This is a genomic window from Nocardioides bruguierae (assembly GCF_023656415.1).
GTDB lineage: Bacteria > Actinomycetota > Actinomycetes > Propionibacteriales > Nocardioidaceae > Nocardioides > Nocardioides bruguierae.
In genome coordinates this window covers 14,371-28,691 of record NZ_JAMOIL010000039.1, presented here as the reverse complement: position 1 = coordinate 28,691, position 14,321 = coordinate 14,371, and the positions used below count along the sequence as shown (strand labels likewise).

Below are 14,321 nucleotides of genomic sequence, written 5' to 3'. Positions count from 1 at the left end.
ACCGCCGTCTCGACCCAGCGCTCCTCCCTCGGCGCCGTGCAGAACCAGTTCGAGCACCGCGTCAACAACCTCAACGTCTCCGTGGAGAACCTCTCCGCCTCGGAGTCCCGCATCCGCGACACCGACATGGCCGCCGAGATGATGAACTTCACCCGCTCCCAGATCCTCTCCCAGGCCGGCACCTCCATGCTCGCCCAGGCCAACCAGGCCCCCAACAACGTCCTCAGCCTCCTGCGCTGACCCACGGCCTGAACCCAGGACCTGACACGGCCTGAACCCACGGTCTGAACCAGCACCACCCGCCGGGGCGGGGCCACCAGCCCCGTCCCGGCCTCGGGCGCCGTCCCGGCACTCCCGTCCCCCTCCCGGCCCCCGGTCGACCCCGGTCGTCGGGAGGTGGGCGGAACTACCGGAGACACCTCCGCACCGGCACCGGACGCGACACCAGCGCCACCACCAGCAGCACCAGCACCGACTCCGGCGCCCTCGCCCAGTCACCACCCGGCAGGCCGGCGAGGACCCGGCCCCTCTCCTAGGAGGCCCCATGGCCACCAGCAGCATCAGCGGGCTCGCGAGCGGGCTCGACAGCGCCTCGATCATCGAGCAGTTCATGAAGCTGGAGGCGCTGCCGCAGACCCAGCTGAAGAACCGGATCACCAGCCAGCAGTCGGTGGTCACCAAGCTCCAGTCGCTGAACTCCAAGGCGGCGCTGCTGACCACGAAGGCCGAGGAGCTGGCCAAGCCGGCCGCCTGGACGGGCCTCACCGGCACCTCGTCGAACGAGAACATCGGCATCACCGCGTCCTCGACCGCGAGCGCGATGTCCCTCGACGTCACCGTCACCTCCGTGGCGCGCACCCACCAGCTGGGCTTCGCCACGGCGGCCGCCAAGACCGACGTCGTCACCGGCGCCTCCACGCAGGTGACGCTCGACCGGTTCGACGGGTCACCGCTGACGGTCGAGACCGGCGACGGCACGCTCCAGGGGCTGGTCGACGCCCTCAACGACCCGGCCAACGCCACCGGCGTGCGGGCCACGCTCGTGTCCTCGTCCTCGGGCTACCGCCTGATGGTGGAGTCCACCGAGACCGGCGCCCAGTCCGACTTCGCCCTCACCGCCGCCGACGGCTCCGCCCTGCTCGGCGGCGCCGTCGTCCGCGCCGGCACCGACGCCGAGATCGACCTGGGGGCGGGCATCACCGCCACGTCCACCACCAACACCTTCACCGAGCTGGTGCCCGGTGTCGACCTCACCCTCAACGCCGCCGCCCGCGCCGGCGACGTGGCCACGGTGCTGGTCCAGCGCGACGTGCCGGCCCTCTCCGAGCAGATGAAGGGCCTCGTCGACGCGGTCAACAGCCTCGTCTCCGACATCGACTCCGGAACGGCCTACAACGCCACCACCAAGACCTCCGGAGCCCTCGCCGGGGACGCGGGGGTGCGGGCGCTCCGCCAGCAGCTGCTGAGCACCGTCTTCCCCGGCGACGGCACCAGCCTCGCCGACATGGGCATCCAGACCGACCGCTACGGCAAGCTCGTCTTCGACGAGGAGGCGTTCGCCGCCGCCTACGAGGCCGACCCCGAGGGCGTCTCCGCCCGCATCACCTCCGGCGGCAACGGCTTCGCCGAGCGCGTCCGGGTCGTGGCCGACGCGGCCAGCGACAAGTACACCGGTTCGCTGACCACCGCGATCGAGAGCCGCCAGTCGGGCATCAGCCGGCTCCAGGACGACGTGGACAACTGGGACACCCGGCTCGAGCTGCGCCGCACCACCCTCCAGAACCAGTTCAACGCGCTGGAGACCGCGCTGGCCCAGATGCAGAGCCAGTCCTCGTGGCTCTCCAGCCAGCTCGCGTCGCTGCCCTCATACAGCGCCTGACGCGGCCGATCAGGTACCTGACCGGTCGGTCCAGCAGAAGGGACACCCACGATGTACTCCAACCCCGGGTACTCCAACCCCGGCCCCCGCGCCGACGCCCGCGCCGCCTACCTGGGCAACTCGGTGGCGACCGCGAGCCCGGCACAGCTGCTCATCATGCTCTACGAGCGGCTCGTGCTCGACGTGCGTCGCGGCCTCGAGGCCCAGGAGCAGCACCGGGTCGGCGAGGCGCACCAGCACCTCGTGCACGCCCAGGAGATCGTCCTCGAGCTGCGCTCCAGCCTCGACACCGACGCGTGGGAGGGCGGACCGGCGCTGGCCTCCATCTACGACTTCCTGCACCTCCAGCTGATCCGCGCCAACGTCAAGAAGGACGCGGAGCTCACCCGCGGCTGCCTCGCGCTGGTCGAGGACCTCTGCGCCACCTGGCGCCAGGCGGCCCTCGCCGCCGCGCAGGCCGCGTGAGGTCGTGACCGACCCCCGAGCCGCCCCCGGCCCCGTTCCCGGGCCCGACCCGGACCTCGACGTGATGGAGCTCCTCATGGCGTGGCAGGTCACCCTCGACCGGCTCGAGCTCGACGTGCTGCGCGTCGAGTCCGCCGTCGCACGGGGCCGGATGCCGGAGCTGGAGCCGTGGCGCCCCGAGCCGCACCTCGGCGCGCTGCCCGAGCCCCTGCGTCCCCGTGCCGAGCAGCTCCTGCACCGGCAGGCGCAGGCGAGCGCACGGCTCACCGACCGCCTCCACCAGGTGCACCGCGAGCACACGCTGGCCGACACGGTCAGCCGGCTCTCGGGCCGCGGCGTGGACCCCGTCTACGTCGACCGGGCCCTCTGAGGCCGGTCGCACGACCCCCGCAGGACCCCCGCACGACCCCCGCACGACCGGCACCACGACCCACTGGGGCCGGCCCCGCTGGACCGCTGGCCCGACCGGCTGATCCAGGTCCAGCACTTCCCTCAAGTACCCCCACGAGCCCGCCGATCCAACCGGCGGAGCCCGCATCCCTCTCCAGAACGGAGCCCGACGTGCACGCCCTGATCATCGACGACTCACGCACGATGCGCGCGATCATCGCCCGTATCGTCACCGAGCTCGGCTTCGAGACCACCGAGGCGGAGAACGGCCAGGAGGCCCTGGACGTCCTCGAGGGCGGTCTGGTGCCGGACATCTGCCTGATCGACTGGAACATGCCGCTGATGGACGGCTACACGTTCGTCACCCGGGTCCGCAACGAGCCCCGCTGGCGCAACGTGACGCTGATGATGGTCACCACCGAGAGCGAGCACAGCCAGATCGTGCGCGCGCTCGCCGCCGGCGCGCACGAGTACCTGATCAAGCCCTTCACCCCTGACTCGATCGTCGAGAAGCTCGAGCTCCTCGGCCTCGCCGCACAGGAGATCCCGGCATGACCGTCGTGGCCGAGCCCGCCCTGGGCGACCTGCACACCGTCGTGGAGGAGGTCTGGTCGACCTTCCTCGCGGACGGCAACCCGATCCTCCCCGCCGACGGTCCCAGCGAGGACCTGCACTGGACCGCCGCCATCACCGTCACCGGTGAGTGGGAGGCCCAGATCTCGGTGATCCTGTCCGAGGCCGCTGCGCGCGGCGTCGGCGCCACCATGCTGGCCATCGACGACGAGGCGTGCTCCCTCGCCGACGTCCGTGACGCCCTCGGCGAGCTCGTCAACATCGTCGGCGGCAACGTCAAGAGCCTGATGCCCGGCCCCTCCGTCCTGTCCCTGCCGCTGGTCGGCCACGGCGACATCACCCCCACCAGCGACCTGACCCCCGTGCGACGCCTCGACCTGGCGTGGCGCGGCGAGCCGGTCGTGGTGGTCGTCCACGTGCCGTCGCAGGGCAGCTCCTCCACCGCCACCGCCACCTGACCGGAGCCTCCCCATGAAGATCCTCGTCGTCGACGACAGCCGCGTGATGCGGCAGATCGTCATCCGCACCCTCCGCCAGTCGGGCCACGCCGGCCACGACATCGTCGAGGCCGAGAACGGCCGCATGGCCTTCGACATGATCACCGCCGAGGCGCCCGACCTCGTGCTCTCGGACTGGAACATGCCCGAGATGACCGGCATCGACCTGCTCGGCGCGCTGCGTGGCGCCGGCATCGGCGTCCCGTTCGGCTTCGTCACCTCCGAGGGCTCGCCGGCCATGCGCGAGCAGGCCGAGGCGGCCGGCGCGTCCTTCCTCGTCGCCAAGCCCTTCACCGCGGAGACCTTCGACGAGGTGCTCACGCCGCTCCTCGGTGCGGCGCGATGACCGCGACCGGTCTGGCGCTGCCCACGCACCTGCCCGAGCCCAAGCAGGTCAAGGACCTGTTCACCGACCTGCTCGACCGGGCGGTCGAGCTCAAGCCCGGCCCGCCGTTCGCGGTGAGCCCGAGCTACCCCGCGTCGGTGGCCTCCTTCGTCGACGACCGGCTGGTCGTGCGCGCGGTCGTCGCGCTCGACCTGCCGCTCTCGGCGCACCTGGGCTCGGCGCTCTCGCTCGTGCCGGCCAGCGGCGCGGAGGCCGCGATCGAGGACGGCGCGCTGCCGGACTCCACCGCGGAGGGCCTCCAGGAGGTCTTCAACGTGATGGCCTCGCTCTTCAACACCGAGGAGACCGCCCACGTGAAGCTCTACCAGGCGCACTGCTCGGGCCAGCCCCTCCCGCACGAGGCCCGCGCCCGCACGCAGATCCTCGGCCGACGCGAGGACTACCTGGTGGACGTCAGCGGCTACGGCTCCGGCCGGCTCGCCGTCGTCCTCTGCTGAGCGCAGCAGCCCGCACCACCCCGAGACTCCCCTCCCCCCCCGGAGGGGACGCACCGCCGTGAGGCCCCCGGACACGCTCCGGGGGCCTCACGCGCTCCGGATCTCCGAGCGGCCAGGCTCAAGTTCCGGACAAGCCCGCCCACCGCCGCTCAGGCGCCCGGGGCCAGGGCCGATCAGACCCGCGAGCAAGGACGGCTCACACCCCCGCCGACGGACCGGCACCACGCGCCCAGCGCCAGCTGGAGCACACGACCCCTGGAGAAGGAGTCACCGTGTCCGTCCCCGCCTTCGCGATGGCGAGCCCCGTCTCGGCCGTCCTGGGCTACGCCCTCGACGGCCTGAGCAACCGGCAGAACACGATCGCCGACAACCTCGCCAACATCGACACCCCCGGGTTCCGGGCCACGTCGGTGGACTTCGAGAGCGTCCTGTCCGGCGCCATCTCCGGTGGTTCGACCGACTCCCTCGGCCTGCGCCTGCGTGGTGCCTCCCCCATCACCGCCGCCACCCAGACCCCGGTCGGGATCAACGGCAACAACGTCGACCTCCGCAAGGAGTCGCTCGACGCGATGCAGAGCCAGTTCACCTACCAGGTCGTGGCCCGCGCGGTCACCGACCGGTTCTCGCTGGTCTCGACCGTGGCGGCTGGTCAGTGATGGGTGCCTTCGACGCGCTGCGCATCGCCGGCTCCGGCCTGGGCATGCACCAGACCTGGCTCGACGCGCTCGGCCACAACATCGCCAACGTCAACGACATCACCTCGACCGACGAGGCCGCGTTCCAGGCGCAGCTGCTCACCGCCGGCGCCCGCGAGGACGGCGGCGTGCAGGTCACCGGCATCGCGCTGAGCTCCGCGGAGGGCCGCCTCGTCCACATGCCCGACCACCCGCTGGCCGACGCCGACGGGTACGTGCGCGCCCCGGACATGGACATGGAGTCCCAGATGAGCGAGCTGATCATGGCGCAGCGTGGCTTCCAGGCCTCCGCCCAGGTCACCAAGTACGCCCAGGACACCTACGGCACCGCCATCCAGATCGGGAAGTGAGCGGACCATGAGCGTCAGCGGCATCGAAGCGATCGGGGCGACCCAGTTCACCCCCTACCTCCCGCCCAGCGTCCCCACCGAGATGCTCGGCACGGTCACCGACCTGGGCACCGGGTCCTCGGCCTCCTCCACCTCGGGCGCCGGCGGCATCGCCGCCCTCCTGGGCGAGATGGGCCTCTCGGGCGCAGCCCTCGCCCAGCCGGCCGGGCTCGGCAGCCTCGGCTCGGCCACCTCCGGCGCGACCGGCGCCGCCGGTGTCTCCGGCGTCTCGAGCGTCTCCGGCGCCGGCGCGGCGTCCGGCGACTTCGGCTCCATGGTCCTCGGCAGCATCGACTCCCTCGACGGCCTGCAGAAGACCGCCGACCAGCTCGCCGTCCAGGCCGCCACCGGCGACCTGGAGAACCTGCACGACTACACGATCGCTGCCACCCAGGCCAGCGTCGCCACCCAGGTCACCGTCGCCGTCCGCAACAAGGCGGTCGAGGCGTTCACCGAGATCATGCGGATGCCGATCTGATGCGCGAGACGACGACGAAGTACTTCAACCGGTTCCGCGCGACCTTCGGCTCCTTCACCGCCGGCCAGAAGGCCGTCGTGGTGGTGGGCGGCGCCGCGGTGCTGCTGGCGGGCTTCCTGGTCTTCCAGTGGGCCTCGGCCCCGACCTACGCCCCGCTGTACTCCAACCTCTCCTCCGAGGACGCCGCGGCGGTCGTGGAGGAGCTGGACGCCTCCGGCACCGCCTACGAGCTGGCCGACGGCGGCACCACGATCATGGTCCCGCAGGACGCGGTCTACCCGACCCGCATCCGTCTCTCCGGTCAGGGCCTCCCGGCCGACACCGAGGCCGGCGGCTACTCGATCCTCGACGACCAGGGCATCTCCACCTCCGAGTTCCAGGAGCAGACCGACTTCAAGCGGGCCATGGAGGGCGAGCTCGACAACACGATCGAGGCGATCGACGGCGTCAACACCGCCGTCGTCCACCTGGCCATCCCGCAGAAGGACGTCTTCACCTCCGAGCAGGACCCGACGACCGCGTCCGTGCTCGTCGGCACCTCGCCGGGACGCACCCTGTCGGCCGAGCAGGTCCAGGCGATCGTGCACCTGGTCGCCTCCAGCGTCGACGGCCTCGAGCCGGACGACGTGACCGTCGCCGACGCCACCGGCAAGGTGCTCTCGGCCCCCGGCGGCTCGGCCGCCTCGGACGCCAGCGCCCGGACCCAGCAGGAGGCCGCCGTCCAGGAGGCCATGCACACCAAGCTCCAGGCGATGCTCGACCAGGTCGTCGGCCCCGGCAACGCGACCGTCCAGGTCACCGCCACCCTCGACTTCGACAAGCAGACCACCGAGACCCTCGACTACCAGCCCGACGAGGTCGTGCCGGCGCTCACGGAGTCCGCCCAGCAGGAGACCTACACCTCCGCGGACGGCACCGGCACCGCCACCAACGGGGTCGTGGGCACCGACGGGCAGACCGAGGTCGGCACGACCGGCGCCAACGGCGCCTCGGACTACAACAGCTCCTCCAGCTCGCGCACCAACGGCGTGGACACCGTCCGCTCCACGGTGGAGTCCACCCCCGGCGCGATCGAGACGCTGCACGTCGGCGTCGTCCTCGACTCCGCGACCACGCAGGCCATCGCCGCGGCCGACATCGAGAACCTCGTGACCAGCACGGTGGGCATCAACGCCCGCCGCGGCGACACCGTCTCGGTCGTCCAGATGCCCTTCGACCGCACCGCCGCCGACGCGGCCGCCGCCGAGCTGGCCGCCGCCGCCGACGCCGAGGCCGCCGCCGGCCGGCAGGACCTCTACCAGAAGGCCGCCCTCGGCGGCGCCGTCCTCCTGATGCTGCTGCTCGCCTGGTTCCAGGCCCGCCGCCGCGCGAAGAAGCGCGAGCAGCGGGCGACCATGATCGTCGAGCAGGTCACCGCCGAGCGCCAGGCGCTCGCGGCGGCCGCGCCGGCCGAGCTGGCCGCGGCGGAGCCGGAGGAGAACGAGACCGACCTGATGCGCGAGGAGCTCGTGCAGATCATCGACCGCCAGCCCGACGAGGTCGCGGACCTCCTGCGCGGCTGGCTCGCGGAGAAGAGCGCCTGATGGCCACCACGATGAAGGCCCCCGTCATCGGCGGCGTCCGCAAGGCCGCCGTCCTCCTGCTCCAGCTGCCCAAGGGCCAGGCCGCCGGCCTGCTCAGCAAGCTCGACGAGCACGAGGTCGAGGCGATCAGCGCCGAGATCGCGATGCTCGAGGCCGTGGGTCCCGAGGAGTCGATGGCCGTGGCCACCGAGTTCCGCGAGACCATGACGGCGCGCGAGCACATCTCCCGCGGCGGCTTCGGCTTCGCCCAGCAGATGCTCGAGGCCACCCTGGGCCCCGAGCGGGCGGCGGAGATCATCGCCCGCCTCCAGGCGGCCGCGGTGAAGATGCCGTTCCAGTTCCTGCACCAGGCCGACCCCGCGCAGCTGCGCTCCTTCATCGCCGACGAGCACCCCCAGGTGATCGCGCTGGTGCTGGCGCACATGACGCCGGACAAGGCCTCGCTGCTGCTCTCCGGCCTGCCCAGCGCCGTCCAGGCCGAGGTCGCCCACCGCATCGCGGTGATGGACCAGACCTCGCCCGACATCGTCCGCTCCGTGGAGTCCCAGCTCGAGCGCCGGCTCTCCTCGATGCTCCAGCCCCAGGACCTCTCCCGCGTGGGCGGCCTCGACCCGCTGGTCAGCATCATCAACTCCGCCGACCGTGCCACCGAGCGCGAGATCATCGCCGGCCTCGAGGGCATCGACCCCGAGCTCGCCGACCAGGTCAAGGCGCGGATGTTCATGTTCGAGGACATCACCTCCCTCGACGACCGCGCCGTGCAGCAGGTGCTGCGCCAGGTCGAGTCCGCCTCGCTGGCCCTCGCGCTCAAGGGCGTGGCCGACAAGGTGCGCGACAAGATCACCCGCAACCTGTCCTCCCGGGCCGCCGAGAACCTCGTCGAGGAGATCGACATGCTCGGCCCGGTCCGCCTGGCCCAGGTCGAGGAGGCCCAGCAGGCCGTCATCCGCACGATCCGCCAGCTCGAGGAGCGCGGCGAGATCATGATCCGTCGGGGCAACGACAATGACTTCGTCGACTGAGCCGGCCGGCTACCACCGCGTCCTGCGCGGTGCGGGCGCGGCCGGGGCGGACGCCCTGCGCACCCCCGAGCTCCGCTCGGGCGAGTGGACCCGCTTCACCGACGAGGCCGCCCTGGGCGACCGGGTTGCCGAGGACATCCTCGGCAGCCTCGCGGGCGACGTCCGCGAGGCCGCCCGCGCGCAGGGCTACGCCATCGGCTGGGGCGAGGGCCGCCGTGCCGCCGCCGCGGAGCACCAGCGCGTCGTCGCCGAGCTGGCCCAGGCGGCGGACGAGGCGGAGCAGCGTCGCGCGGCCGAGCACCGCTCCGCCGTCCTGGCCCTCGCCGCGGCGGCCCGCCGTCTGGACGAGGAGCTCGCCGCCCGGGTCGTCCAGGTCGAGGAGCAGTCCCTCGGCCTCGCCCACGAGCTCACCGCCCTGCTGGTCGGCCACGAGCTGGCGGTGGCCGAGGACCCCACCGGCGACCTGGTCCGCCGGGCCCTCACCCTCCAGCCCGTCGGCTCCCCCGTCACCCTGCGCCTGGCCCCCGGCCAGCTGGCCCCCGAGCACCGGGCGCTGCTGGCCGAGGCCGGCGTCGGGGTCACCGAGGACCACGCGCTCGCCCCCGGCGACGCCCTGGTCGAGTCGCCGCGCCAGGTGATCGACCTGCGCATCTCCACCGCCCTCGAGCGCATCCGTGAGGCCCTGTCGTGAGCCGCTTCAGCACCGAGGTCCTGGCCGGGCGCGCCGCCACCGCCGCGGCCGCCGTGCAGCTCAACGCCGTGCGCGCGACCGCCCTCGAGCGCGCCCGCGCCGCCGCCCTGGCCGCCGCCCGCCCCGACGAGCTCGGCCGCGTCGTCGAGCTGCTGGGCCTGCACCTGCGGGTCAGCGGCATCCGCGCCGCCGTCGGCGACCTGCTCGAGGTGCTCGGTGCGGTGCCGGTGCTGCTCGAGGTCGTCGGCTCCACCACCGAGGACCTCACCTGCCTGCCGCTGGGTCGCACCGCCGGCATCGAGGTCGGCGCCCACGTGCGCAACACCGGCGGCCCGCTGCGCATCCGCGTCGGCGAGGCGCTGCGCGGCCGCGTCCTGGACGGCCTGGGCAACCCGGTCGACGGCGGCGCCCCGCTCGCCTCCCTGCCCGGCCTGGAGCTGGTGGGCGTCGACGCCGACGCCCCCGACGCCTTCACCCGCCCCCGCATCGACACCCCGCTCGGCCTCGGCGTGCGGGCGCTGGACTCCCTCGTGCCCGCCGGCCGCGGCCAGCGCGTCGGCATCATGGCCGGCTCCGGCGTCGGCAAGTCGAGCCTGCTCTCGATGATCGCCCGCGGCACCGAGGCCGAGGTCTCCGTGATCGCCCTGATCGGCGAGCGCGGCCGCGAGGTCCGGGAGTTCCTCGAGAACGACCTCGGGCCCGAGGGTCTCGCCCGCTCCGTGGTCGTCGTCGCCACCTCCGACGCCCCCGCTGTCGAGCGCCTGCGCGCGGCCTTCACCGCCACCCGGATCGCCGAGTGGTTCCGGGACGCCGGCAAGGACGTCGTCCTGATGATGGACTCGCTGACCCGCGTCGCCATGGCCCAGCGCGAGATCGGCCTCTCGGCCGGCGAGCCGCCCGCCACCCGCGGCTACCCGCCCAGCGTCTTCGGCCTCCTGCCGAAGCTGCTCGAGCGTGCCGGCACCAACCCCCGCGGCTCGATCACCGGCCTGTACACGGTGCTGGTCGAGGGCGACGACATGCAGGACCCGATCGGTGACACCGCCCGCTCGATCCTCGACGGCCACGTCGTGCTCACCCGCCGCCTGGCCACCGCCGGCCACTTCCCGGCCGTCGACGTGCTGGAGTCGATCTCCCGCGTGAACAGTGCGGTGACCACGCCCGAGCAGCGTGGGGCCGCCACCCGCCTGCGCCGGATGATGGCCGCCCACCGCGACGTCAAGGAACTCGTCGAGATCGGCGCCTACGTCGCGGGCACCGACCCCGACGCCGACGCCGCCCTGGCCCGCAAGGACCAGATCGAGTCCTTCCTGCGCCAGGACATGGACGACCAGACCTCGCTGCCCGAGACCTGGGCCCGCCTCGAGCGGCTCGTCGCCACCCCCGGCGCCCCGACGCCCGTCGGTGCCGGGCCGTCGGGCCGGCCGCCGGCCGCGCTCGGCGGCGGTCCGTCCGCGCCGGCGCCGTCCTTCGCCGCCGCCGGTGCCGCCCCTTCCGTCCCGGCCGTCCCTGCCGCCCAGCCCCGCCCGAACGAGGTCCTCCGATGAGCCGTCCCACCGATCCCGGCCTGGCCGCCGTCGCCCGCGTCCGCGCGGTGCGCGAGCGCGACTCCCGCCTCGGCCTGGTGAAGGCGCTGGCAGAGGTCCGCGAGCGCGAGGCCGAGGTCGCCCGCCTGGAGCAGTCGCTGCAGGTCCACGGCCGCCAGCTGGACGGGGACATGGGCCGCTTCGTGGTGCTGTGCCAGTCCCTCGCCGTGCTCCGCGAGGCCGCCTCGGACGCCCGCCGGCGGGCCGAGTCCGCCACCCTGGTGGCCACCGACGCCCAGTCCTACTGGACCTCCGACAAGGCGCGCCTCGGTGCGGTCGAGGGCCTGATGGAGCGGCGTGCGGACGAGCGCCGGGCCGAGGCCGTCCGCGCCGCCGACGCGGTGACCGACGAGGTCGCCTCCGTGGGCTGGCTGCGCCGCTCGCGCGCAGCCCACCACGCTCAGGACGGCGGCCGACCTGCCGATCAGGTGGGCGCATGAGCATCGACAACGTGACCGCGCGCATCGCGGTGATCCAGTCCCAGCTCGCGGCGATGGCCCCCGTCGGCCCCGCGAGCGCCGGTGGCGTGCTCGGCAACGCCGGCGCCGTCGAGGCCGCCGACTTCGCGCAGGCCCTCCAGCGGGCCACGTCCGCCGTCGCCACGTCGCAGTCCGGTGCCTCCGCGGGCGCCCGCGGCCCGGCGGCCACCACCGCGGCCGCCGCGTCCACGAACGGCGGCGGCACCTCCGACCTCGCGGCGAGCGTCATCGAGAAGGCGAAGTCCTACCTCGGCATGCCCTACGTGTGGGGCGGCGACTCCCCCTCCGACGGCGGCATGGACTGCTCGGGCCTCGTCCAGCACGTCTACGGCTCCGTCGGCATCGACCTCCCGCGCGTCTCCGCCGACCAGGCACGCTCCGGCACGGCCGTCGGCTCGATGGCCGAGGCCCGCCCCGGCGACCTCATCGCCTGGGACAACTCCAGCCGCAACAACGGCGCCGACCACATCGCGATCTACCTGGGCAACGGCAAGATGCTGCACGCGCCGTACACGGGCAGCGTGATCAAGATCGAGGACGTCTCCACCCCGCCGGACTACATCCGCCGGGTCCTGCCGGAGACCTCACCCGTCGCGCGCACCTCCGCCGCCGGCGCGGTGCCCGCTGCCGCCGCCTCCGCCGGCGGTCCGGTCGCCTTCGAGCGGCTCTTCGCCGTGGCCGAGCAGCGCTACGGCGTGGACGCCGGCCTCCTCTCCGCCATCGCGCGCGCCGAGAGCTCCTACGCCCCGCGGGCCGTCAGCCCGGCCGGTGCGCAGGGGCTCATGCAGCTCATGCCGGCGACCGCGCGCAGCCTCGGGGTCACCGACTCCTTCGACCCGGCGCAGGCCGTGGACGGCGCGGCCCGCCTCATGCGCGAGCTGCTGGACCGCTTCGACGGCCGCACTGAGCTGGCCCTCGCCGGCTACAACGCCGGGCCGGGCGCGGTCCTCCGCTACGGCGGGGTGCCCCCGTACCCGGAGACGCAGGGCTACGTGCAGAAGATCATGTCCTGGATGGAGGCCGCCTGATGAGCCGCGCCACGATCGACCCGACCGCCGTCGCTCCCCTCCCCGTGCGCCCCGGCCGCGCCGACCTGACCGGTACGGGGCCGGACGACGCCGGAGCCTTCGGTGAGGAGCTCTCCCGCGCCGTCGCCGAGGAGGGCTCGCCCTCCGGCACCGGCCGCACCACGGGCCGCGGCCCCCGCACGTCGGGCCGCGCCGCCGGCGAGCCCGCCGCTCGCGGCACCGACGCCTCGACCTCCTCGACGTCCGAGGGGCAGCCGGTGCTCGCGGCCGCCGTGGCCGCGTCCTCCGCCCCGGCGCCTGCCCCCGACCCGGCCGTCGCACCGATGCTGTCGGGCGGTCTGCCGCTCCCGGTCGGGGAGGGCGCCGCGCAGACCGGAGACCTCTCCATCACCGACCTGACCGTACGGACCGGTACGGACCTCTCGGCGGCGGCGGTCGCCGGCCCCTCTCCCCTCGGCAGCATCGTGACCAGCGGAGAGGCTGTCACCACCGGTCCGACCGGTGCGTACGGACAGACGCCCCTCGGCGCCGGCTCGGGGCCCGCCGTGGCGGTCCCTGGCACCGCCGACGCTGCCGTGGTCGGGCTCCGCTCGACCGGCTCGGACGCCCTCGCCGCCGGTCCGCTCACCACTGCTCCCGGAGCCGGTCCCGAGGTCGACGCCCTCCCGTCGGACGGCTCCTCCGGGCCGGCAGTCCCGGCTGCGAGCACCCTCGCCGGTGGCGCCGGCGCGCAGGCCGGTGCGGAGGCCGGTGCTGCCGGTGCCGCAGCGCTCCCGCGCCCGGTCGCTGGTCACCTGCTCGAGGACACCCGCCTCCCCCGCAACCCGCTCACCGCCCGCATCGACGGCCGCGCCCGCCTCGCCACGCCCGGCACCGCGCTCACACCGGTCACCCCGCTCAGCACCGCGCCCGGCACCGCGCCCGGCACCGTGCCCGGCGCGGACCCGGGTGACCGGACCGACCGGGGGCCCGAGGGGCTCGTCCACGACCTGCCCGTCGCCGCAGCACCGGCGGCCACCCCCGCCACGTCGACCCCGGCCGCGGTCGGGCCCCAGGACGGCGGCGCCGCCGGCGTCCAGGCACCGGGTGCCGCGACGGCCACCGGCTCACCGGCGCCGGCCGCACCGGCCGACGCCCCGCGTGCCACCCCGGCGGCCCAGCTCGCCCCCGAGGTCACCCGCCTCGCGCAGGCCGGCCCCGGCACGCACCGGGTGGTCATGCGCCTGGCGCCGGAGCAGCTGGGCCAGGTCCGCGTGACGCTGACGCTGAGCGACGGCGAGGTGCACGTGCGCCTCGCCGCGGAGAACGCGCAGGCCAGAGCCGCCCTGCACGACGGCAGCAGCGAGCTGTTCCGTGCGCTGGAGCGTGCGCTGCCCACCCTGGCCGACGCCCGGGTGACCGTGCAGGACGCCGACGGCTCGACCTCCACCTCCTCCTCCTGGCAGCAGCGCCAGGACGGCCAGCAGGCGGGTCAGCAGGACGGTCGAAACGGTGCCTCCCAGGACCTCAACCAGCAGGGCGACCGGCCGATGACAGACGTGAGCGACCAGGGTCGCTCGCCCTCCGACCCGCGGCACGACGCCGCGGGCCACTCCGAGCCTGCAGGGACGCGGGCCGCCACGATCGCCAGGGACGGCGACACCACCGGAGCGACCACCGCTCCGGCAGACCACCCGTCGTCCGGCCCGCTGCGGCTCGACGTGCGGGTCTGAGAAGGGAGGAC

General features: G+C 74.1%; 18 protein-coding genes. All 18 read left to right on the top strand.

Translation table 11 applies throughout. The features are described 5' to 3' along the window. A partial coding sequence (locus M8330_RS20015) for a flagellin (RefSeq protein ID WP_284704996.1) occupies window positions 1-240 on the top strand: 240 nt, incomplete at its 5' end. 304 nt (window positions 241-544) lie between these two features. Continuing rightward, a complete protein-coding gene (gene fliD, locus M8330_RS20010; RefSeq protein ID WP_250828769.1) occupies window positions 545-1,879 on the top strand; it encodes a flagellar filament capping protein FliD in 1,335 nt (444 codons plus the stop codon). A gap of 51 nt (window positions 1,880-1,930) precedes the next feature. Further along, window positions 1,931-2,344 carry a flagellar export chaperone FliS gene (gene fliS, locus M8330_RS20005; RefSeq protein WP_250057764.1) on the top strand — a complete coding sequence of 138 codons (414 nt, stop codon included), beginning with the start codon at window positions 1,931-1,933 and terminating at the stop codon, window positions 2,342-2,344. Between the two features lie 4 nt (window positions 2,345-2,348). Next, window positions 2,349-2,714 (top strand): hypothetical protein, encoded by a 366-nt coding sequence (locus M8330_RS20000; RefSeq protein WP_250057763.1) that lies wholly within the window; start codon window positions 2,349-2,351, stop codon window positions 2,712-2,714. A gap of 191 nt (window positions 2,715-2,905) precedes the next feature. Then, window positions 2,906-3,289, top strand: a complete 384-nt coding sequence (locus M8330_RS19995; RefSeq protein WP_250057762.1) for a response regulator — start codon at window positions 2,906-2,908, stop codon at window positions 3,287-3,289. Next, the gene (locus tag M8330_RS19990; RefSeq protein WP_250057761.1) at window positions 3,286-3,765 is read left to right on the top strand and encodes a chemotaxis protein CheX; all 480 of its coding nucleotides are present in this window, start codon (window positions 3,286-3,288) and stop codon (window positions 3,763-3,765) included. Before M8330_RS19995 ends, M8330_RS19990 begins: the two co-directional genes overlap by 4 nt. A gap of 13 nt (window positions 3,766-3,778) precedes the next feature. Next, a complete protein-coding gene (locus M8330_RS19985; protein WP_250057759.1) occupies window positions 3,779-4,150 on the top strand; it encodes a response regulator in 372 nt (123 codons plus the stop codon). After that, window positions 4,147-4,647 (top strand): hypothetical protein, encoded by a 501-nt coding sequence (locus M8330_RS19980; RefSeq protein WP_250057758.1) that lies wholly within the window; start codon window positions 4,147-4,149, stop codon window positions 4,645-4,647. Before M8330_RS19985 ends, M8330_RS19980 begins: the two co-directional genes overlap by 4 nt. A 272-nt stretch (window positions 4,648-4,919) precedes the next feature. Continuing rightward, entirely contained in the window at window positions 4,920-5,303 is a 384-nt protein-coding gene (flgB, locus tag M8330_RS19975) for a flagellar basal body rod protein FlgB (RefSeq protein ID WP_250057757.1), read from the top strand. Then, window positions 5,303-5,692, top strand: a complete 390-nt coding sequence (locus M8330_RS19970; protein ID WP_250057755.1) for a flagellar basal body rod protein FlgC — start codon at window positions 5,303-5,305, stop codon at window positions 5,690-5,692. Before flgB ends, M8330_RS19970 begins: the two co-directional genes overlap by 1 nt. A 7-nt stretch (window positions 5,693-5,699) precedes the next feature. Then, window positions 5,700-6,209, top strand: a complete 510-nt coding sequence (gene fliE / locus M8330_RS19965; RefSeq protein WP_250828768.1) for a flagellar hook-basal body complex protein FliE — start codon at window positions 5,700-5,702, stop codon at window positions 6,207-6,209. After that, window positions 6,209-7,792: a flagellar basal-body MS-ring/collar protein FliF gene (gene fliF / locus M8330_RS19960; RefSeq protein ID WP_250828767.1), complete on the top strand. Its 1,584-nt coding sequence runs from the start codon at window positions 6,209-6,211 to the stop codon at window positions 7,790-7,792. The genes fliE and fliF overlap by 1 nt, the downstream gene beginning before the upstream one ends. After that, a complete protein-coding gene (gene fliG / locus M8330_RS19955; RefSeq protein WP_250828766.1) occupies window positions 7,792-8,814 on the top strand; it encodes a flagellar motor switch protein FliG in 1,023 nt (340 codons plus the stop codon). The genes fliF and fliG overlap by 1 nt, the downstream gene beginning before the upstream one ends. After that, window positions 8,798-9,505 carry a FliH/SctL family protein gene (locus M8330_RS19950; protein WP_250828765.1) on the top strand — a complete coding sequence of 236 codons (708 nt, stop codon included), beginning with the start codon at window positions 8,798-8,800 and terminating at the stop codon, window positions 9,503-9,505. Before fliG ends, M8330_RS19950 begins: the two co-directional genes overlap by 17 nt. Beyond that, window positions 9,502-11,052, top strand: coding sequence for a FliI/YscN family ATPase (locus M8330_RS19945; protein WP_250828764.1), 1,551 nt, complete (start codon window positions 9,502-9,504; stop codon window positions 11,050-11,052). The genes M8330_RS19950 and M8330_RS19945 overlap by 4 nt, the downstream gene beginning before the upstream one ends. Next, entirely contained in the window at window positions 11,049-11,531 is a 483-nt protein-coding gene (locus tag M8330_RS19940; RefSeq protein WP_250828763.1) for a flagellar FliJ family protein, read from the top strand. The genes M8330_RS19945 and M8330_RS19940 overlap by 4 nt, the downstream gene beginning before the upstream one ends. After that, window positions 11,528-12,598 carry a transglycosylase SLT domain-containing protein gene (locus tag M8330_RS19935; RefSeq protein ID WP_250828762.1) on the top strand — a complete coding sequence of 357 codons (1,071 nt, stop codon included), beginning with the start codon at window positions 11,528-11,530 and terminating at the stop codon, window positions 12,596-12,598. The genes M8330_RS19940 and M8330_RS19935 overlap by 4 nt, the downstream gene beginning before the upstream one ends. After that, a complete protein-coding gene (locus M8330_RS22210; RefSeq protein WP_284704995.1) occupies window positions 12,598-14,310 on the top strand; it encodes a flagellar hook-length control protein FliK in 1,713 nt (570 codons plus the stop codon). The genes M8330_RS19935 and M8330_RS22210 overlap by 1 nt, the downstream gene beginning before the upstream one ends. The last annotated feature ends 11 nt before the right edge of the window (window positions 14,311-14,321 follow it).

Coding starts and splice junctions, on each gene's coding strand:
- M8330_RS19970 (WP_250057755.1), top strand. CDS start 5,303: ATGGGTGCCTTCGACGCGCTGCGCATCGCCGGCTCCGGCCTGGGCATG.
- M8330_RS19985 (WP_250057759.1), top strand. CDS start 3,779: ATGAAGATCCTCGTCGTCGACGACAGCCGCGTGATGCGGCAGATCGTC.
- M8330_RS19980 (WP_250057758.1), top strand. CDS start 4,147: ATGACCGCGACCGGTCTGGCGCTGCCCACGCACCTGCCCGAGCCCAAG.
- M8330_RS19990 (WP_250057761.1), top strand. CDS start 3,286: ATGACCGTCGTGGCCGAGCCCGCCCTGGGCGACCTGCACACCGTCGTG.
- fliG (WP_250828766.1), top strand. CDS start 7,792: ATGGCCACCACGATGAAGGCCCCCGTCATCGGCGGCGTCCGCAAGGCC.
- fliF (WP_250828767.1), top strand. CDS start 6,209: ATGCGCGAGACGACGACGAAGTACTTCAACCGGTTCCGCGCGACCTTC.
- M8330_RS19935 (WP_250828762.1), top strand. CDS start 11,528: ATGAGCATCGACAACGTGACCGCGCGCATCGCGGTGATCCAGTCCCAG.
- M8330_RS19940 (WP_250828763.1), top strand. CDS start 11,049: ATGAGCCGTCCCACCGATCCCGGCCTGGCCGCCGTCGCCCGCGTCCGC.
- fliE (WP_250828768.1), top strand. CDS start 5,700: ATGAGCGTCAGCGGCATCGAAGCGATCGGGGCGACCCAGTTCACCCCC.
- fliS (WP_250057764.1), top strand. CDS start 1,931: ATGTACTCCAACCCCGGGTACTCCAACCCCGGCCCCCGCGCCGACGCC.
- M8330_RS19950 (WP_250828765.1), top strand. CDS start 8,798: ATGACTTCGTCGACTGAGCCGGCCGGCTACCACCGCGTCCTGCGCGGT.
- fliD (WP_250828769.1), top strand. CDS start 545: ATGGCCACCAGCAGCATCAGCGGGCTCGCGAGCGGGCTCGACAGCGCC.
- M8330_RS22210 (WP_284704995.1), top strand. CDS start 12,598: ATGAGCCGCGCCACGATCGACCCGACCGCCGTCGCTCCCCTCCCCGTG.